The organism is Streptomyces sp. MBT65 (assembly GCF_016612545.1).
GTDB lineage: Bacteria > Actinomycetota > Actinomycetes > Streptomycetales > Streptomycetaceae > Streptomyces.
Window position 1 is genome coordinate 49,900 of sequence record NZ_JAENRY010000003.1, and the last position, 17,903, is coordinate 67,802.

General features: G+C 69.1%; 29 protein-coding genes. 1 reads left to right on the plus strand and 28 read right to left on the minus strand.

All coding sequences use genetic code 11. From position 1 onward, the window contains the following. Window positions 1–2: 2 nt before the first annotated feature. The 24 genes from JHN63_RS01845 to JHN63_RS01960 all read right to left on the minus strand — a co-directional run bounded on the left by JHN63_RS01845 (window position 3) and on the right by JHN63_RS01960 (window position 15,041). The gene (locus tag JHN63_RS01845) at window positions 3–338 is read right to left on the minus strand and encodes a hypothetical protein (RefSeq protein WP_200676857.1); all 336 of its coding nucleotides are present in this window, start codon (window positions 336–338) and stop codon (window positions 3–5) included. 80 nt (window positions 339–418) lie between these two features. Further along, entirely contained in the window at window positions 419–757 is a 339-nt protein-coding gene (locus tag JHN63_RS01850) for a hypothetical protein (RefSeq protein WP_200676858.1), read from the minus strand. 96 nt (window positions 758–853) lie between these two features. Then, a complete protein-coding gene (locus JHN63_RS01855) occupies window positions 854–1,420 on the minus strand; it encodes a hypothetical protein (protein WP_200676859.1) in 567 nt (188 codons plus the stop codon). Window positions 1,421–1,485: 65 nt separating this feature from the next. Further along, the gene (locus JHN63_RS01860) at window positions 1,486–1,914 is read right to left on the minus strand and encodes a hypothetical protein (RefSeq protein ID WP_200676860.1); all 429 of its coding nucleotides are present in this window, start codon (window positions 1,912–1,914) and stop codon (window positions 1,486–1,488) included. A 226-nt stretch (window positions 1,915–2,140) separates the two neighbouring features. Continuing rightward, window positions 2,141–2,530 carry a hypothetical protein gene (locus JHN63_RS01865; RefSeq protein WP_200676861.1) on the minus strand — a complete coding sequence of 130 codons (390 nt, stop codon included), beginning with the start codon at window positions 2,528–2,530 and terminating at the stop codon, window positions 2,141–2,143. A gap of 25 nt (window positions 2,531–2,555) precedes the next feature. Beyond that, window positions 2,556–2,897, minus strand: a complete 342-nt coding sequence (locus JHN63_RS01870) for a hypothetical protein (protein ID WP_200676862.1) — start codon at window positions 2,895–2,897, stop codon at window positions 2,556–2,558. After that, window positions 2,894–3,523, minus strand: coding sequence for a hypothetical protein (locus tag JHN63_RS01875; RefSeq protein ID WP_200676863.1), 630 nt, complete (start codon window positions 3,521–3,523; stop codon window positions 2,894–2,896). Before JHN63_RS01875 ends, JHN63_RS01870 begins: the two co-directional genes overlap by 4 nt. Window positions 3,524–3,539: 16 nt before the next feature. After that, window positions 3,540–3,923, minus strand: a complete 384-nt coding sequence (locus tag JHN63_RS01880; RefSeq protein WP_200676864.1) for a hypothetical protein — start codon at window positions 3,921–3,923, stop codon at window positions 3,540–3,542. 57 nt (window positions 3,924–3,980) lie between these two features. Further along, window positions 3,981–5,300, minus strand: a complete 1,320-nt coding sequence (locus tag JHN63_RS01885; RefSeq protein WP_200676865.1) for a hypothetical protein — start codon at window positions 5,298–5,300, stop codon at window positions 3,981–3,983. A 5-nt stretch (window positions 5,301–5,305) separates the two neighbouring features. After that, a complete protein-coding gene (locus JHN63_RS01890) occupies window positions 5,306–5,494 on the minus strand; it encodes a ribosomal-processing cysteine protease Prp (RefSeq protein ID WP_200676866.1) in 189 nt (62 codons plus the stop codon). Further along, window positions 5,491–6,234, minus strand: coding sequence for a hypothetical protein (locus JHN63_RS01895; protein WP_200676867.1), 744 nt, complete (start codon window positions 6,232–6,234; stop codon window positions 5,491–5,493). Before JHN63_RS01895 ends, JHN63_RS01890 begins: the two co-directional genes overlap by 4 nt. Before the next feature lie 66 nt (window positions 6,235–6,300). Continuing rightward, window positions 6,301–7,314, minus strand: coding sequence for a hypothetical protein (locus JHN63_RS01900; protein ID WP_307781784.1), 1,014 nt, complete (start codon window positions 7,312–7,314; stop codon window positions 6,301–6,303). Then, on the minus strand, window positions 7,298–8,800 hold the full coding sequence (locus JHN63_RS01905) for a phage portal protein (protein ID WP_200676868.1): 1,503 nt from the start codon (window positions 8,798–8,800) through the stop codon (window positions 7,298–7,300). Before JHN63_RS01905 ends, JHN63_RS01900 begins: the two co-directional genes overlap by 17 nt. Window positions 8,801–8,816: 16 nt before the next feature. Further along, a complete protein-coding gene (locus tag JHN63_RS01910; protein ID WP_200676869.1) occupies window positions 8,817–10,472 on the minus strand; it encodes a terminase in 1,656 nt (551 codons plus the stop codon). Between the two features lie 3 nt (window positions 10,473–10,475). After that, window positions 10,476–11,087, minus strand: coding sequence for a hypothetical protein (locus tag JHN63_RS01915; protein ID WP_200676870.1), 612 nt, complete (start codon window positions 11,085–11,087; stop codon window positions 10,476–10,478). A 365-nt stretch (window positions 11,088–11,452) separates the two neighbouring features. Further along, a complete protein-coding gene (locus tag JHN63_RS01920) occupies window positions 11,453–11,842 on the minus strand; it encodes a holin (protein WP_200676871.1) in 390 nt (129 codons plus the stop codon). 17 nt (window positions 11,843–11,859) lie between these two features. Continuing rightward, window positions 11,860–12,105 carry a hypothetical protein gene (locus tag JHN63_RS01925; RefSeq protein ID WP_200676872.1) on the minus strand — a complete coding sequence of 82 codons (246 nt, stop codon included), beginning with the start codon at window positions 12,103–12,105 and terminating at the stop codon, window positions 11,860–11,862. After that, window positions 12,102–12,575 carry a hypothetical protein gene (locus JHN63_RS01930; protein WP_200676873.1) on the minus strand — a complete coding sequence of 158 codons (474 nt, stop codon included), beginning with the start codon at window positions 12,573–12,575 and terminating at the stop codon, window positions 12,102–12,104. The genes JHN63_RS01925 and JHN63_RS01930 overlap by 4 nt, the downstream gene beginning before the upstream one ends. 14 nt (window positions 12,576–12,589) lie before the next feature. After that, window positions 12,590–12,829 (minus strand): hypothetical protein, encoded by a 240-nt coding sequence (locus JHN63_RS01935; RefSeq protein ID WP_200676874.1) that lies wholly within the window; start codon window positions 12,827–12,829, stop codon window positions 12,590–12,592. Beyond that, window positions 12,829–13,005, minus strand: a complete 177-nt coding sequence (locus JHN63_RS01940) for a hypothetical protein (RefSeq protein WP_200676875.1) — start codon at window positions 13,003–13,005, stop codon at window positions 12,829–12,831. The genes JHN63_RS01935 and JHN63_RS01940 overlap by 1 nt, the downstream gene beginning before the upstream one ends. Then, the gene (locus JHN63_RS01945) at window positions 13,005–13,334 is read right to left on the minus strand and encodes a hypothetical protein (protein WP_200676876.1); all 330 of its coding nucleotides are present in this window, start codon (window positions 13,332–13,334) and stop codon (window positions 13,005–13,007) included. Before JHN63_RS01945 ends, JHN63_RS01940 begins: the two co-directional genes overlap by 1 nt. A 48-nt stretch (window positions 13,335–13,382) precedes the next feature. Continuing rightward, entirely contained in the window at window positions 13,383–13,631 is a 249-nt protein-coding gene (locus JHN63_RS01950; RefSeq protein ID WP_200676877.1) for a MerR family transcriptional regulator, read from the minus strand. Between the two features lie 141 nt (window positions 13,632–13,772). Next, window positions 13,773–14,759, minus strand: a complete 987-nt coding sequence (locus tag JHN63_RS01955) for a hypothetical protein (RefSeq protein WP_200676878.1) — start codon at window positions 14,757–14,759, stop codon at window positions 13,773–13,775. Window positions 14,760–14,867: 108 nt separating this feature from the next. Then, window positions 14,868–15,041, minus strand: coding sequence for a hypothetical protein (locus JHN63_RS01960; RefSeq protein ID WP_200676879.1), 174 nt, complete (start codon window positions 15,039–15,041; stop codon window positions 14,868–14,870). A gap of 187 nt (window positions 15,042–15,228) precedes the next feature. Between JHN63_RS01960 and JHN63_RS01965 the strand changes: the two genes are divergently transcribed. Beyond that, on the plus strand, window positions 15,229–15,867 hold the full coding sequence (locus JHN63_RS01965) for a hypothetical protein (RefSeq protein ID WP_200676880.1): 639 nt from the start codon (window positions 15,229–15,231) through the stop codon (window positions 15,865–15,867). A 35-nt stretch (window positions 15,868–15,902) separates the two neighbouring features. Here the strand turns inward: JHN63_RS01965 and JHN63_RS01970 are convergent, their stop codons facing one another. The 4 genes from JHN63_RS01970 to JHN63_RS01985 form a co-directional block, all read right to left on the minus strand. Continuing rightward, window positions 15,903–16,388, minus strand: coding sequence for a hypothetical protein (locus JHN63_RS01970; protein ID WP_200676881.1), 486 nt, complete (start codon window positions 16,386–16,388; stop codon window positions 15,903–15,905). Continuing rightward, window positions 16,389–16,790 carry a hypothetical protein gene (locus tag JHN63_RS01975; RefSeq protein ID WP_200676882.1) on the minus strand — a complete coding sequence of 134 codons (402 nt, stop codon included), beginning with the start codon at window positions 16,788–16,790 and terminating at the stop codon, window positions 16,389–16,391. 175 nt (window positions 16,791–16,965) lie between these two features. Next, window positions 16,966–17,358: a hypothetical protein gene (locus JHN63_RS01980; RefSeq protein WP_200676883.1), complete on the minus strand. Its 393-nt coding sequence runs from the start codon at window positions 17,356–17,358 to the stop codon at window positions 16,966–16,968. Window positions 17,359–17,520: 162 nt separating this feature from the next. Continuing rightward, window positions 17,521–17,892: a hypothetical protein gene (locus JHN63_RS01985; protein WP_200676884.1), complete on the minus strand. Its 372-nt coding sequence runs from the start codon at window positions 17,890–17,892 to the stop codon at window positions 17,521–17,523. Window positions 17,893–17,903: the final 11 nt, after the last annotated feature.

The window sequence follows — 17,903 nt, forward strand, 5'->3', positions numbered from 1 at the left end:
TGTCAGGGGTTGGTGGCGCGGCCTCCGAAGACCTTCGCCAGTTCGGCGGCACCACTGCCGTGGCGGCCGCCGAAACGGATCACTGTCGGGTTGCGCCGCTTGACGATTCCCGGCCTGGGGATCGGCTCAGGCGGCTTCAACCTGCGGGTCTTCTTCGGATCGCCGTGCAGCTTGACCATCGTGAAAGTGGTCTCGCGCTGGGCGTCGACGATGGACGCCAGCAGCTGCCGGTCCGGGGTCCAGAAGTCCTCGTCGGGCTTCGACTTGCGTACGGCCCGCGCGGTGGCCGAGTCCCACGGCAGATACCTGAGGAACACCCTCAGTTCCCGCCAGCTCATCTCGCCCCGGTACAGCTCCAGCAGGGACCGGCCCGGCCAGTACCGGGCGATGTCCCACTCGACTGCCTCCCCGTGCTCCGTCAGGAAGCGGCGGAGGCCGGCGATTCCCCCGGGGCCATCCCGCCCCGCTTCTGCCAGTCGAGGGCGATGACCTCAAGGTCGCCGAGCTGGAACCCGGCCGCGTACATCTCTTTGACCTTCTCCTCGCCGAGGACCTCTTCCAGCACGGCGAAGGTGTCGTTGAGGTTGCCGACCTTCTCCTGCAGCTGCCAGGCCAGCGCGCGCATGGGCGGCAGGGTGAAGGTGACGCCGAGTGCCTCGTAGTTCGTCGGGGTGGGCAGCGCGTCGCGCTTCTGCTGGATGAGCGCGTCCAGAGAGACGGTCTCGGTTCCGGGGTTCTTCTTGCTGGTCGTGCTCACGGTGCTCTCCTCGCGGCGGGTGGTAGCGGGTTGTGCCCCCTGGCAGACGCGACCCGCATCGCACGCCTGCCAGGGGAGTCAGAGGGGATCCGCCGGTCAGGCGGCCAGGGCCCAGGACGGGTCGTTGGACAGCCACGTCGCGATCTCCGGCGCCGAGGAGGCGTAGGCGGAGACGGTCATCTCCAGGCCGACGGCGGCGGAGCGGCCGAGCGTGATGGTGCCCCGGTCGGTGATCTCACCGCGTGGGATGACCAGCCGGTTGACGATCGAGCCGTCGACCCACTCCAGGCCGAACGCGAACTCCTGCGGGCCGGGCGCGGCGGGGATGTCGAGCCGGTACACGGTGTCCGCAACGACCTCGCTGATCGTCGCCCCCGGGAAGAACGCGGTGACGGTCCTGGCCTTGAGCTCGATGGCCGTGAACCCGAGCGTCATGTCGACGCTGGTGAGGATCCGGCGCACCGGGCTGAGGGACTGCCACGCGTTGATGTCCTCGACGTCGGTGGAGTACTCCATCGAGACGCCGTCGTCGGACATGTAGCCCAGGTCGACCCAGGCCGCGTCCCACGGCGCGGTCAGGTCCGCCGGCGCGGTGGTGCCCTTGGGCGCCATGAAGATCGAGCCGTTGAGTGCGGCCCTTACGTTGTCTGCATCGTTCGACACGGATGCCTCCAGGCATGCGAGGGACCCGCCCGACCGGTGGCCGACGGGTACGGGAAGGGCGCGGGTTACAGGGCAGGCAGGGCGCGCAGACGCATCTGCATCACCAGCACGTACCGGGGAATCGGGGTGGTCTCCGCATCGGGCTGATACGGGAGCCACGGCAGCGAGATGTCGGCGACGGAGTAGATCTGAGCGCCGTTGACGGTGGTGCCCTCGGCTGCCCGCAGGTATGCGCGGGCCAGCTGGGCGAGGTCGTGCGCCTGGCCTTTCTCGGCGGCCAGGACGTCGATGTCGAGGGTGATGTCCTCGGTGACGAACCGCTGGACGGTGGCGCCGCCGCCGCGGGTCACGGACACCACGCCCGTCGTCACCGCGGCGGCCAGGTCCTCCGGCCACTCGGTACCGACGGTGACGCCGGCCTCCAGCGCGGCCCGCAGCACGGTGACCGCGACGAGCTCGGCGTCCGGGAAGACAACGACGGGCTGCGGGCTCACTGCCGGCGCCGAGTCGTCTTCGGTGTATCAACGAGCTCCGGTGCCCCGGCCGCCTCCGGCTCGGCCGGCGCTTCCGGCTCGGGTGAGTGCCCGGCATCGGCGGAGGCCGCCGTGCCGTGAGCGACGCGGCCGTCGCGCACCAGCTGCCTGAGCTCGTCGTCCGTAACATCGAGTTCGGCGCCGGGCGCGCGGCCGGCGTGCCAGTGAGCAAGCACAATCCGTGGCATCAGCTGGTACTCCTTAGGGAATCAAGCCCGCGGCCCAATGGCCGGTACTTCGGTGAGTAGCCGCCCTGCGGCCGGGCACGGGCCGACTGGAAGCGGCCTCGGCTGTCGCGGCTCCTGGTCTGATGGGGCCCAGTGCCGAACTCCACCTGCAGACTCCAGGGCGCGCCGGCCCCGAACTCGCCCCGCCAGCCGTTGTTCTGCAGATGCGCCGACGAGTAGATCTGGTCCTTGTACTCGCCGTGCCTGCTCACACCGGGCTTCCAGGTCGGCCCCGCGTACGTGGGCGCGAAGCCGCGGGTGAAGGCCGCACCCCGCTGGGCCGTGTCGAGCAGCAGAGTGTGCATCCCCTCGCTTCTGGCGATCTCGGTGAAGAGACGGGGATTGGGCACGAATCGGAAGGTCCCACTCGGCACGTCAGGTCACCTCTTTGAGCTGGGCCTCGATGTGGCGGACGCCCGCAGGGACGGGCCAGCGCCCGACCTTGCCGGTGACTTCGAGCGTCATGCCGTCGACCTCCAGGCGGTCGGTCTCCCGGAGGTCGGGCATCGTGCCGGGCGATGAGACGAGCAGGTAGCCGGTGACAGTGATCTGCTTGTCGTCGGTGTCCTCGCTGCTGCCCCCGGCCGGCTGGACGTTGATCTCGTCGATCGGGATCCGATCGGCCGTATCGCCGTAGTCCCGCTTCTTGTTGCCGTACCGGTCGCCGCTGACGGACGGCCGGACGATGACGCCGGACTGCTCGTAGAGGGCGCTCACGACTGCGTCACCGACCAGGACGTCGATCGCATGTAGGCCTTCAGCAGCGCCTCGTGGTCGGAGGTCAGGGACCCGGTGCCGAAGGTCTCCACCGTGTGGGTCACGGAGGTGGCGCCGGCGGACTCCGACCGCAGCCGGTTCGGGTTGGCGAGGGTTGCTGCGGCCAGGTCCAGGCAGATACCCACGAGGTCGTCGGGGATCTCCAGGAAGCCGTGCGAGTACGTCACCATCACCAGGTCGGCCCAGATCCCGATGCGCTGGCGGTGGGGCCAGCCCAGCAGGCGGGAAGCGGGCCACGTCTCGCCACGGTGGAGTTCGGAGCCCTTGCGTACGAAGTCCCGTCCCTCCACCGCAGGGATCTCCAGGCCGGTGCCGTCGACGATTTCCACCACCGTCAAGGGGTTGTCGTCATCGACGACCAACGGCCGTTGAGGCAGAGTCAGCACACGCTGGCCGCCGTTGAGGGTGACGGTGTCTGCGGCGACGAAGCTGAGGATCTGCTTCGTACGGTTGCGGATCGCGCCGGAGGCGATCCGGAGCGCGAGCTGCGCCTCGGCGTCCGAGGCTGGCTTCTGTCCCGGGTACGCCATCAGGTCATCAACGGTCGCGAGATAGGGCAGAGGCACAACGCCCCCTCTCTTGCTACGCGCTGGCCGCCGCCGTCTTCTCGAGCTGCACGATCAGCGTGGAACGCGGCTGCGGCTTGGCCTTCTCCAGCTCCAGCACCTGGGCGGCTCGAGCCGGGTCGGCGCCGACCCAGTCGAGGACGTCCTTCACCGGTGCGTCGATGTTCAGCTCGACCGGCGGGGGCGGCGGCGTAGCGAGCTGCTGCTCCTGGCCGTCGTCGGCGACGTCCAGGCCGAGCTCCTCGGCGAGGGCGCGGGCGTCCTCGTCGTCCGGGCGTACGGCGGCCCGGGTGTTGAGGAGGAACACGGCCACGTCGGAGTCGACGGCCTCGCCCTCGGACACGTCGATGGGGACGTGGTTGTAGAAGAACCTGAATGCCTCTTTGGCGACGACGCGCACCCGAGACCTCCCTTCTGTCGGCCGGCCGGGGCCGCGCGGCCCCGGCCGGGGAGACGGTCAGTTCTCGGAGTGCTCCAGAACGACGGCCCGCTTGTACAGGGCCGGGTCGCCGCTGGCGGACAGAGAGTCGGACGGCGCGGCGTAGTCGCCGGTCCAAGCCCACGAGGTGGACACGACCTGCATCAGGCGGTCCTGCGGCGGACGGATGATCCGCGCGACCTGCACGCCGGGGGCCACCTCGATCATCTGGATCTCGCCGACGTCGCCGACGCCGGTCTCCTCCAGGAGCGCGGCCTGGTCCTCGAACGGTGCGGCGACCAGGCAGCCGGCGCCGACCACGATCGGCCGGTGCACGTTGACGCTCAGGCCGTCGGTGCCAGTGGCCAGCGTGGGCGCCTCCAGGTTCCGGACCCAGTCGAGGCCTCCGAAGGTGCCCAGGCTCAGCGTGCGGTAGACGTCGGAGTCGCCGCGGCCCTGGTAGAGCTGCTTGAACTCGGAGTCGGCGAAGAGCTGGCCCTCGGTGTCGGCGTCGATGTGCGCGACGTAGTTGCCGTTGACGGTCGGGACGCTCATCTTCCGCAGCCGGATGACTGCGGCGCGGAACATCGCGAACGTGGCGAGGTTGCCGGAGGCGAGATTGTAGGCGGTGGCCTGGGTACCCGGGCGGATGGTGACCGGCGCGTTGGCCGCCAGCACGGAGTCACCGACGGCGTCGACCCGCGCGGTGCCCAGCGTCAGCGTCTTCGTGCCGACGTTGACGCCGGTGACGGTGTTGCCCGTACCGCCGATGGTGACGGTGAGCGGGTTGGAGGCGGACACATCGGTCGGTACGCCGTTGACGAGGACCTTAGCGAACCCGTTCACCGAGGACACGATCATCGACGTGTCGGAGCTGCCGGCGGTGGTGCACCAGGTCCTGCCGCCGGCGTAGCCCGCGTACAGCTTGTCCCGCGCGAGCCGGTTCAGGGACTGGCCCGCGTGGGTGCCCAGGTTCTGCACGTCGGCCATGTACTTCGACGCGAGGGTCATCTTCGACCCGAGCATGTTGGTGTCGACGGACTTGCCGTACTGGTCCATCGTGACGGTCCACTGCTCCAGGCTGTACGACCCGGTGGACGGGTCGGAGCCGGTGATCGGAGTGGTGTCCGGGGCGATCAGGCCCTTACGGGTCATGATCTTGGTGTCGCCGAGTCCGCCCTGCCACGGCTCCGGGTCGGCGATGGCCGGGAAGATGAACTCCGGCGTCAGCGCGTTCTGGAAGACGCGGTCGAGCATGCCGTTCTGCATCGCCGCGCGGATCGCGGCCGGAAGCGTCGACCGCACATCGTGGCGGGCGAGCCTGAACCACGGCTTCTTGGCAGCCGTCTGTACGGTCATCGTCTCTACTCCTGTGTGATCTCTACGGACACGAGGTCCGGGTACTGCTGGGCGTACTGCTCCAGGCCCAGCAGCGCGGTTTGGGTGATTGCCGTGATGGCTGCGCAGACCCGGCCGTCTTCGACGTGACCCTCGTGGCCGTCGACCTCGATGCAGGTGCGGCCAATGCCCAGGCGGGCGCGGACGTGGATCACGTGCGGGGACGGAACCCCGGGGCGATCTTGGCGAGCTCGGCCCTGAACTCCTCGTCGCTCGCCGTACGGAAGTCCGTGGCCGGACTGCCGGGCCGTGGACCCTGGCCCGGGTCCGGCTTCGGCCGCTGCTTGGCCGGGTCCGCCGGCGGGTCGGTCTGCGGGTCCGCCGGCGAGGCGGATGCCTTGCGCAGGTGGGGCTTGCGCGCCAGGAGCGCGGCGAGGTCGGTACGGATCTGCTCCGTGTCGATGTCGCCGCTGTCGTCGGCGTACGTCGACAGGTCCAGGAACGCGATCGCGTCCTCGGAGTCCGCGAAGTCGGCGGCTGCCGCGCGTACTTCGGCGGTGACCGCGCGCGTCGTCGCAGCCTCGGCCCGGGCCGTGGCCCGCTGGGCCTCGCCCTGGGCCTTCTCAAGGTCGTTCTTCTGCGCGTCCTCGAACTCCTGAACCTTGCGCTCAGCAGCGTCGGCGCGCTTCTTCTCGTCCGCCGCGGCCTTCTTGGCCGCGTTGCGCTCGGTCTTCATCGTGTCGAGCGCGCGCTTGCCAGGGTCGCCGAGCTGTCCGGTGCCGTCCGGATCGGCGGGGTCGGGGTCAGCCGGGTTGGGGTCGGCCGGGTCACCCGGCGGGTTGGGCGGCGTCGGGTCCGCCGGCGGGTTGACCGGGGCGGGGTCGTCGTGCCGGGTCAGCTGGAACCAGTCCGCGCCGTGAGCGGCGGACAGCCAGCGGTTACGGGTTGCGTGCATGGTGAGGTGTCTCCCGTTGCGGGATCGGTGACCTTGGCATTGCGCCTGGTCAGGCGGGTGAAGTGGCTACGCGATGTAGCCGTAGCGGCGCAGTAGCCGCAGTTCCTCGTCGCGGTTGCCACCCGCGAGTCGGAAGATCTCTGAGGGCATCAGCCGGGGGTTTCGCGAGCGGAAGTACCGCGTCGTCGTCGCGTGGCCGTAGCGCTGGCCGGCGAAGCGAGCGAACTGATCGCCCTCCCGGGCCCTGCTGCGGCCGTACACGCTGCGCCGTGTGGCGCCCTCGTGGGTGATCTGCACGTCTTGGCCGTGGTGGCTGGCCGTGTCCATGCCCCTGCGGGCGTTGACGACCTGGCCGACGTCGGCGCCAGCCGCGATGGCCCGCGCCCCGTCCGCGGTGAAGACGCGCCGCCGCTGCTCGGAGGTCATCCGGGCGACGAGCTGGGCGGGGGTGGGGACGTCCGGCCACTGGTCCTCGCGCAGGGGCAGCGTCTGGCAGTCGCAGTTCGGATGCCGCAGGAACCCTTCGGAGTGCCGGTACATCTGGCCGGACAGGACGATGCACCGCGCGCACGCGGGCAGGTGGACCACACGGACGTACGCCACGCAGGACCGGTTGGCGGCCATGCCCACCTGGTCCGCCGAGCGCGCGGTGTCGGCGATCGCCGTGGAGGCGTACATCGCCATGTCCGTGAGGCCGCCGAGCATGGCCTCCTCGGGGGTGAGCCCTGCGGCCAGGCGCCGCCGTACGCCGATCGCCGGCAGGAACAGCAACGTCTCCAGCGAGCCGCCGCCCGGGGCGATCCCCGTGAACGCCGTGGCGATGAGGGCCGCTTCTGCTGCGGCGCTGCCGCCTTGCGCGACCATCTGGGCCGCGATGTAGGCCTGGGCGGCATCGGCGACGGTGAACTGCCCCGCCACGACGGCCGAGGCGATCCTCGCCCCGGCCTCGCCCAGCAGGTCGTCCTCGACCGACTGCGCGGACATGCCCCGCCACAGTTCCTGGATCTGCTCGATGATGGCCCGGATGGTCGAGGTGACCTGCTCGTACCGGGTCCGGGCGAGCTCAGGCGGCGTGGCCACTGGCCGACCCCGCAGGTACCGCTTCCGGCGGATCGCCCGGACCGGGGCTCGGCTGCGGGTCGTCCGGCGCCGGCTTCGCGCCGAACAGGGGGAGCACGTCCCCGCCGGCGATCCGGGCGACGGCATCGTTCGCGGCCTGCTCGTCCAGCTCTTCCATCCGCCCGATCTCGGCCTGCGAGAATCCGAGCCGCTCCCGGGTCGGCCGCAGCGGCACGATCTTCGCCGTGAACAGCTTCACCGCGGCGTCGGCGGACTGCGCCACCGTCGGGGTGGACGCGTCCCGCCAGATCGTCTCCAGCGCCCGCGCGTCATCGGACCACTCGCCGTCCCGTACCCGCAGCACTTTGCGCATGACCCGCTCCCAGGTGCCGCCCCATGCCCGCTGCTTGCGTTCGGCCCGCTTGACGAGCCGGGTCTCGCTGGATCGGATGGCGTCCGCGCTCGCCGGGTTGGCGGTGCTCTGGCCGAAGAACGCGGGCGGCAGGCCCGCCATGCTTGCGACGAGCTGGGCCAGCTGGTTGAGCGTGGAATGGAAGTTGGCGAGGTTGGCCTCGGGGAACTGGATGACGTCCGCCCCGTCTTCCTTCCTCGACTTGGCCGTGGCCCAGATCCTGCCGGCGACCCGCGACCACACCGACAGCCGCCGCCCGTCCGCGTCGACGAAGTCCTCGTCGCCGAACCCGAAGGCGACGCGCCTGGGCATGGCGTGGAACTCGGCGCTGATCATCATGTCCGTGGCCACCTTGCAGGCGGCGTCGCTGATCGGGATGACGTCGGCGAGCTCGCTGACTCCACCGCGGCCCTTCAGCCGGGGCCGGTTCGCGAGGATCTCCACGGGCAGCTCGCCCATGTTGTGGTCATCGCGCGGGTAGTCCGGATCCTCGGCCCACTCGCCGTCCGCCTTGACCCACCAGATGGTGGAGTCGGGCAGGTACAGCGTGGCGTGATCGACCTTGTCCGCGCCGTCGCCGACACACCACCGCTTCACCGCGGCGATCAGCCGGCGGGTGCGCGGGTCCTCCTCGGCGTACATGTCGAGCGCGGACTCGACCGTGACGATCGGCGTCGTCGGGTCCTGGTCGTTCTCCCCGACCACCGCGTAGGCCCGCTTCATCGCCAGCGCGTCGAGGTGCCCCATCTGGGATTGCTCGTCGAGGTCGTTGGCCTGCCAGATCCGCCACAGCTCGGCGTCGGCCTCGGTTTTCCCCGGGTAGCGGAACCCTTCGACGTCCAGGCGCTCCTCGATGGAGTCGATCACCAGCCGGGGCCAGTTGATGACGACCTGGCGGACGTTCTCGTCCAGTTCCCGCTGGAGCTCGGGGTGCATGTACGACAGGGGCTGCTTGCCCTCGTAGTACGCGTTGAGCTCCTCGAGCTCTGGGATCTCCTTGTCGTGGCACTTGATCAGATGCTTCAGCCACTCCAGTTCGGTCCGTCCCTGCACCAGGCCGTCGGCGGCCGGGGCTTGTGCGAGCAGGCCCGCCATGGGTCACCTCCTCGCGTCACCGCAGAACGATCATTTTGTTCGTCTTCTTCTTCGGCTTGATGCCGGCAGCGATCGCGTCGCGGCGTGCCTCCCACGAGAGGCACCCGGCCGTGGCCGCGTCGATGGACAGCGGACTTTGGTGCCGCTCTTTCTCGATCACCCACAGCGGCTTGCCCGTGCCGTCGAGCATCTTCAGCTTTCGCTTCCGGGCGTTGGCGATGTGGCGGGCGTAGACCGAATCCCCTGAGTGGGTCAGCTCACCGGTCTTCATCGCCCCCTGGTAGGCCCGCAACGAGTACGCCATGGCCTTGAGGCGGTTGGTCCACCACTTCGTGACCCGCTTCTCGCCCCACCGGCCTTGCCACGTGGTGACCAGGCCTTCCCAGTAGGGCGGGTCGACGTAGGCCCGCACCACGTCCCAGGTGTCGAAGGCCTCGACCAGGACCGCGTCGACCTCGTCGGCCGGGCACTCCCACTGGTCGTCCTCGTCGTCGCTCTCGTTGGCGCCGGGCGGACGCTCCCAGATACCGAGCGGCCACTGGAATCCGGTCTCCAGATGCGTGGCGATCAGCGCCGTGGCGTCGCGGAACTGCGCGCCGTCGAAGCCGACCGTGATGCGGTCGCCCTTCTCCGGCAGCTCCTGGCGCCGGGCCACCTCCGCCCACTGCTCGACCGAGAACGCTTGCCTCCCGGCCTGCACCCTCCGGTTGAGCCAGACCCTTTCCCAGTAGGCGCGGTCGGTGTCCGGCGCGTTGTAGAGGGAGACGATCGCGTCGACCTGGCCCTCGAAGTCCGGCCAGGCCGCGATGCTGGGACCGCTCGCTTCCCGTACCGCGGCCCGGATCGTCTCTTCGTCCGACAGATCCTCGTCCGGCCGCGGCGTTGCCTCGCGGTGAAAGAAGAACAACGTGCGGTCACGGTTCTTGCCCGCCGCGACGAGCTCGGCGAACTCGTGGGTTCCCTGCGCTACCGACCCCTCGCCGGGTGTGTAGGTGGTCGTGGTCTCCAACGTCCACGGATCGAAGAGCATGATCTTCGGGATGTTGGCCAGCATCGTCTGATGCGCCGAGCGGTGCCGCGGCAGCGTGAAACGGTGCGTCTCGTCGAAGTGCTGGAAGGTGGTCCTCGCGCCGTCCCTCGCGTCCGGCGAGGACGCGAGCGCCACCGCACGGCCCAGGCCGTTCCACCGCATGATGCGGTCCAGACCCGGATCGAACAGATCGGCATCCGGACCCTCGGTGACCATGGCGTACAGCGCGGCGTACGCGAGCTCCTCGGTCTGCTCCTCGGTGTACGCGACCATCGGGATGTACGGATCCGACACCGGGACGCCGACGGGCTCACCGTCCGCGTCGAACCCGTCGCAACGGACGGGACCATCGGGGTGCAGCTCGGCGAACGCGACCGCCGCGGCCAGCTCGGTCTTGGCCGTGCCCTTACGCACCGACAGCCCGACGCGCTTGAACCGGCGCTTGCCCGCTCGCGGGTGCCCTTGCGGGTAGACCTCGTACCAGCGGTAGATCAGCGCCCGCTTCTCCGGGTCCAGCACGTATGGCCGGCCACGCAGAGCGCCCGGACCGTGGATGGTCCGCTCCTCGAGCAGATCACAGACCTGAGGTCCCAGTGTCGGCCATAGCTCGTCGTCCGGCCTGGGCACCATCAGGACGCCCACGGCCTACTCCACCGCGTGCAGCGTGAATCGCGGGTCGTCCGGCCTCTGCCTACGAACGCCGGCCGCCGACCGCTTGCGAGAAGCAGCCTTGCCCTCGTCGGCGTCGGCGATCGTCCAGCGCAGCCGCAGCATGGCCAGCGGGGTCAGCCCCAGCCGGTCGCCCAACTGCCTGGCTTCCTTGGCCGCGTCCAGGTCGCCGGTCTCCGCCCGGCTCTTCCACCGCACGTACTGCGCGACCTCACGCGTCCAGGACAACTGCTGCCACATGACGGCCTGCGGCGTCTTCCACAGATCCCGCCACAGCTCGCCCTCGATCTCCTGCTGCGCCTCCACCTGCTTGGTCAGGATGAGTGCGGCCTCGCGCGCCGCGTCCGCCTTCTTCTCGGCGGCGACCTTGGCCCGGCCCTTGAGGTCCGGTTCGAGGAGAGCGAGCTCGAGCTCATCGGCCTTGCGCTGTGCGAGGTCCCGGCGAGCGATGAGAACAACATCGTCCGACAGAGGCCACCGTGGCGCTCGGCCCTTGCGCCCCTCGGGAGGCAGGGACGTCATGGCGACGGTGGCGTTGCGCCTGCGCCGCGCTCCTTCCGGCTTGGGGGCCGGTCCCATTCCACCCATGGTGGTGTCCTTCCTGCCGTTGCGGCACGGAAGAGGCCCCGGCGTTGCGCCGGGGCCGGCGGTCACTCGGGGCTGTTGACGCGTCGAACGGGGGTCTCCAGACCCGTACAGATCAGCATTGCCCTCCCCCGCGGTCTCCTGCGCGCGCGCCCGCGCGGGCGCGCCCCCACCCCCGGGCGAGCGCGCGAGCCGGGAAAGCCGCTGATCACAGCGTTGCGCCGTGATCGACAGCATGGTCAACGGCTCTGCGGCATCGGCGAGTTGAGCCAGCGACGCGATCACGCGCTCGGTTGCCGAGGGCTGATCGCCTGCCGCTGTGTCCTCGCCGGTCGTCGTGGCGTGCGGCGCTGTGTGCCTGGCTGGCCTTAGGCCTGGTCGGCGGCCCAGCCTCCGGGCTGGTCGCGTGCCGTCTCCCGGCTGTGGCACGGACCGCACAGACCGCGGCCGTGGCGCGGGTCGTTGGGGTTCTCGCCGGCGGCGACCAGCTCGCGCCGGTCGCGCGGGTGGTGGTCGGCATGCAGGCTGCGCTGGCCGCAGGGCTGGTTGTGGTCGTGGTCCTCGGCCGTGCACACACAGGTGGGGTCGCGGGCCAGGACGGCGGCGCGGAAGCCGGTGCGGTGTCGGCTGCCGTAGCCGCGCTCGGTGCTGCTGCCACGGCGCTGCTCGGCCTTGGTCTGGCAGTCGGCACAGCGCCCGCCTCGGGTGTATTCGGGGCAGCCTGGAGTGGAGCAGACCGTGAGCGTGCGGCGTGCCATGCGCTCACCTCCCTCCGCTACAGGGGCGGGGTGCTGCTCGCGAGGGAGTGCACGGTGCGGAATCCGGCGGGGCGGGTGTCTTTCAAGCCGACCAGGCCGGTGCCGAGAATCGCGGGGATAGGGGTGCACATCCCGCTGACGCAGACGCTCTCGTGTTCGGCGTGGAGGTGCGAGTGCTTGCCTTGCTGGGCCAGGAGCTGGGCGGCCTCGCGTGCGGTACGGGGTGCCATGTGGCCGGCGTTCACGATGGCAGCGCCGCTCATGCTTGCCGTCCTGGGACGTGGTCTCCGCTGAGGGAGGCGTGGGCCTCCTCGTACGTCGGCCGGGGCGTGGCTTTGAGGTCAGCCGGTTCTGAAGCGGCGCGCTGCGCGGCGAGGCGGACCTGTTCGTCGGTCTGGCCTCTGACGAATTCGGCGAGGTGCTGCTGCGTGGTCTGGAGTTCGGAGGCGACCTGGGCTCGGAACTCGGTGAAGTCCGGCAGCACTTGGAACGTGACGGGGTAGATCTGCTCGCCGGGTACGGCCTGGTACGCCGGGAGCTCCATGGTGGCCTCGAAACAGAGGACGGCGCGGGCTCCCGTACGGGCGACGAGATCGTTGTCCGCGAGGTCCCTGCGCAGGGCATCGAAGGCGGCGTCGTCGCTCGGGGCCTCGTCGATGATGAGGAGGTACGGCGTGCTCATGTCGTCGCCGTGGTGCTCGGTGGGCAGTTCGAGGATCTGAAGGCGGGGCATGCGGGTTGCCTCTCTCAGGTGTCGTCGGAGGGTGTGTCGGTATAGCCGCTGTTCTCGATGGACTGGGCGGCGGTGAGCATGCCGAGGCGGGTGATCCAGTCGAGCCCCTCGGAGCGTGCGCTGGCGAGGCTGACGGTGCCGTCCTTCTTGATGACCTTGAGGATCACGAACGCATCGGTGGGGAGGTCGCCCTCGTCCAGGGTGGCCTCTACGCCGAGGGAGTCGATCAGCTGGCCGATCTTCTGGTCGGCCATCAGATGCTGGCCGCATCGGCATGGGGCGCGGCGAGGTGCTTGCGGACGGCGCTGCGGTCGACGGCCAGGACGACCTCGCCGGGACCGGCGTCAGCGTCCTCGTCCAGGCGCAGGGTCAGCTCGATGGGCTCGCGGCAGCCGGGGCACTGGACTGTGGTCTTGGCGAGCGCGGCCATCAGATGCTGTAGGCCGTGAGCTTGAGTTCGGCGTTGTCGACGTCGACGTGGAGCTGGCTGCCGTAGTCGCCGGTGGGGAACGGGCCGAACCAGCGGGTGCTGCTGATGGGGATGCTGACGGCGCGGGGCGTGACGGCCTGGCCGTCGACGACCCCGGGCAGACGGAAGGTCACCGTACGGGCGACGGTGGAGCCGGAGTTGCGGACCTGCAGGATCACCTTCCCGTTGTTCGGGACGGTGTGGTTGTTCGTCGGGTCGCCGGCGGCCTCGGTTCCGGCGGCGACACCGGCGCGGGTGATCTGGGTGACGGATACGGCGGTGCGCGCCATGGCGCCCTCCTCGGTGTGTTGGCTGACGGCGTGCGCGTCGGGAGTGGGTCAGCCGGCGGCGCGGCGTACAAGGGCCGTGTTCCGGCGGGCCTGGCGCTCGGCGGCGGCGATCTGCTGCTGGCTGTAGATGCGGCGGCCGTGCTCGTCGACGGTGGCCGTCGCGCGGTTGAGGTGGCCGCGGCGTTCCCAGCTGTAGATCGTCTGGACACCGCGGTTGGTGAAGGCGGCGGCCTCGCGGATCGTGAACCAGAGGTTCCCGTGGGCGTCTTCGCGGCCAGTCTCGATGGGGCGGGGCATGTGATCACCCCTTGAGAAACGCAAAAACCCCCGCTCAAGGCGGGGGCCGCTGTGACTTACGGGCATACGTGTGCTGCTGGCATCGGATTATGCAGTGCTGATCGTCAACGTGTCCAGCAGGGATCGCCGTGTTGGTATCGGCTAGCCCCCAGAGGGCTCTGCTGGCCCCTCCCAACTCCGCGTCTGCGTGAGGTCGTGCGTGCGCCGGTCTGCGTCGAGTCTTGCTCGACCAAGATCGGCCAGCCCGCTCGAACGATCGGCTTGCAGGGCTGACTCGATGACGAAGTGCCGGGCCCAGTCGTAGTCCTCTTCCGTGAGCTGCCGCAGAGACTCGGTCTCACTGAAGCGGAGGCGACCCATGCCGAAGCCGTGGACAGTCGGGACGAGGAGCTGAAACCGCGCCAGGTCCTGGTAGTCGATGCCGAGCCCCATCGTCCGCAGCGCGTTCTGTAGCGCCTCGGCGATACGGCTGAGCTTGTCGATGCGCCCGTTGTGCGGCACCCCATCAATCAAGCCGACTGGGGGTTTGTCGAAGGGGTCCAGTGTCGGCCCGAAGCTGAACGGCCCACCTTCCCGGCGGCGGCGGTCCACACTGTAGAGGCTAAGCAGGGCCGCGAAGGCAAGGGAGAGTCCCGCAGCGGCCATGGGGTAGTCGCCGATGTCGGCGTGAGTCTGTGCCTCGCGTAGGTACTGGGTCACTTCGGGCTGGGTGACGAGGTCGGTCATGTCGACGGAGTCGAAGTCCACCCCGAAGACCTTCGGGGTGACGGTGCTGAAGAAGTCGACGAGAGCTTCCCGTGCCTGCTCGATCTGGTGGTCGGACGGGAAGGTTCCGTTGTGCTTCAGCGCGATGCGGGCATCGTTGAGACGCTTCATTTCGGTCTTCCCCGGCAGCTCTATCGCCGGTTTCAGCGCCTCCCAGTACTGAAGGAACTCGATCCTCGGCTTGAGCTCTACACCGAGTTGCTCGGCGGTGAGGCCGATGAAGTTCTCAATGGCATCGTGAAACGAGGTGATCGCGCGAGCGCGCAGGGGCGACGGTTGGCGGCTTTGCTCAATCCCCTCTTGATAGAGGTACCGAACGTAGGCGAGGCGCTGCACGGTGAGTGGCTTGAGTGATGCGGACATGGGGACTCCTGGTCGTGCGGGTCTTAGGAGTCTGGCTGGTCCGAGCGGCTCTTTGCAGCCGATATATGGCATCGAGGCGGGGGCTTCGCTATGCCCTGCCGCCAGGCGCTACTGCTGGCCGGGATAGGGCTGGTAGCCGTTCGGCACGTGGGTGACGGTGAGGCGGCGCCGGCGGGCGGCGAGGAAGACGGGCGTCCAGAGTCCGACGGTGAAGATCATCATCGTCCAGTGGAAGGCGATGTTGAGCCACCCCATTCTCTGTCGCGTTTTGATCTTCGCCATGGTTTGCCCCCTGAGATGGTTGAGTCGAGGGGACATCATCGCGGTGCGTGTGGTCGTCCCGTGTGGGTTGTTGCCCTTCTGTGACGCTTCCCGGTTGGGGATCACCGGACTCCAGTGGCGGGGCTACTCGTTACGCTCGCCTCCTTCGTCGGTCTGACGAGATCGAGCGTGTAGTGAGGAGTGGGGCGTGGGTCCACTGCAGTGGGGCGATGTACCAACGGCCGTGGGGGCGCTGTTCGCGGGCGGGGCGGCCTGGTTCGCCTTCCAGACGATCAAGAGCCAGAGGCAGCAGATCGGTGAGCAACGCCAGTTCATCGGAGAGCAGTTGCAGTTCATGGCTGAGCAGCAGCAGAACCTGGAGCTGGAGCGTGGGGAGTTGCGCGCTGCTGCGGAGGATCGTCGCACCGCACAGGCGAAACGCGTGCACATGGTCGGTCGCAAGGCTGGCGCGTCAACGGACGGACAGGGTGCCGAGACACCGAACGATCACTGGATCGTCGAGGTGACCAACGAAAGTGACGCACCGTTGCACAAGGTGGAGGTTTGGTTCGGCTCCGCTTACGTCTCCGCAGAGGTCTATGAGTGGAACGCCCTTTGGGACCGCGCGCGGACGCGGGGCGGCGACCGTCTGATGCAGCTCGTAGACCTCATCGGCGCTGGCCGGGTCGTGCGTTTCGAGTCTCAGCACTTCTCGTCGGCTGTCCTGCACAACAATCCGCCAGTCGTCTTCTTCACTGACGGCAACGGCGCCCGTTGGTCGCTGACCACGCGGGGGAACCTGAATCCGACTGCCCAACAGCCGGGCAGTTCACCACCCGCTGAGTGAATCCCACCGCTGGAGATCACCTGGCCATGTCCGGTTCAGCGGGCGTGGACGTACGCGGAGCCCGCTCTGCGGAGCTCGGTATGAGCGGCTCGGGACGCCTCCCGGGCGGTCTCCAGGGCGGCTTCAACCTCGGGGGCGAAGCGGCCGTTGGTCGCCGGTCCCAGGACTATGTTGGGCAGTTCCACGGCCGTCCGCCACGCGGTCTCGATGGCCCCTAGAAGCGCAGGCTCCGAATCGACGAGGAGTCCGACCCGGTCACGGGCGACCGTGGCCGCGCTGCGGGTGGTCGCCCGAGCCGCGCGCTCCCCTGCTGTCTCGGCGTCGCCCGCGCGCCGAGATTCAACGAACAGCCAGTGCGTCTCACGGTAACGGACTACTGCCTCCAGCAACTCGGCGACGGCATGCTTCACCTCCTGGCGGTGCGCGTGCTCTCGTGCTTGCCGATCGCCCGATCGTTGGGCGTATCCCGCGAGGGTGGCACCGGCGAGGGTGCCGAGGACAGCGACGATCGTGGGCCACATCTACGACTCCTTGGGCGCGCGGCGGTAGCTGCGACGGGTCGTCATGACGGCCGTGACGGTCCCGCCCTTCCACTGGTTCACCCCGTGCTCATCGGCGTCGGGCTCAGGCCAACGACCCCGCGTGAGGTCGGCTCGGATGGTCCCGGCCGTGATGCCGATGCCTGCCTCCTCCAGCTGCTGCGCGGTGTAGAGCCGCTCGGGCTCGAGGGCGACGGTCGGGCGCTGGATGTGCTCGCGTACGAACGTGTCGACGTCGGCGGCGGAGTACTCCTTGTACCGGCCGCGCTTCCCTGCCGGGGCAGGCCAAGCCTCGTGCTGGGCCCACGTCTTCGTCACGGTGTGGATGCCCACTCCGTACGCCTCTGCGATCTCGGGAGCGATCATGCCGGGCCGGTTTACCATGGTGGTGGATTCTCCTTTGCGGAGTCTTCAACTGGTGGGGCCGACGCTCTCTCACCCCCGGGTGACCGGGGTAAGCGTCGGCCCCTTTTGCTGTGCTGTGAGAGCGGGCGGGGCCAGGTCGATCTGTCCGAGAGGAGTGCCCGCCCCGGGCTGGCTGCACGGGGCGGGCGGGGTTTTACGACTCGTCGATGTCGTCGTCCTCGATCACTTCGATCCAGGTGACGACGCGGTTGAGGGAGAACTCAACCGCGTCGAGCCGCCAGGGGGCGGGACCCGCGATGCGGGTGATGACGAGCAGTTCGTAGGCGGTGAGCCAGTCGAGCACGAGGTGCTCGTAGGCCCGCTGGGTCTTTGCCTCGATCGGCTCGTCCTCGATGAGCTGACGTACCCGGTTCAGGCTCAGCAGAGCCGTTACGGGTCCGTCCTCCTCCTCGTCGACCGGCTCGAAGTCCGGGATGACGATCGGGAGGGGAAGGTCTGCGAGCAGCGCCTGAATGTAGACGTAGGCGCCGACGAGGCCTTCCATCAGTGTGAGGAAGCGCTCCCTGTGGTTGTCGTGATCTGCCACGACTTCTCCTCTCTGGAATTTTCAACTGGCGTCGAATCCGGGGCTCTCACCCCCCGGCCCGACATGACTAACTTTACATCGCTTGCTTCTAATATTGCAACACCTTGAAGGGTGGGAAAATGAGAGCACCCCCCGGCTGGATGCCGGGGGGTGTGGGGTGGATCAGCCAGCGTTGGCCAGGAGCCAGACCAGCAGGTTCTTCAGCGCCTCGTCTGCGTACAGCAGGTTGGCGCCGACTCCCTCGGCCCGGGTCTCCATGTACCTCGCAGCGCAGAGCGCGTAGAGGTCGATGGCGGCCAGCAGGTGGATGCAGCCGGTGTACAGCTGCGCCTCCTGGCCTTCGCCCATCGGCTGGTCCTCGGCCAGGCTGGCGACCCGCTGGATTGCGGGGATTGCGTTGCTGGCGGGGATGTGCCGGTCGATCGGCATGGTGATCGGCACCGGAAGTGCCGCGCACACGTCGACCAGGAGCGAATAGGTGGCGGAGATCGAGTGTGCGAGCACGCTCATGATCTCGTCGTCACGGTCGGCCATTGGCTTCCCTC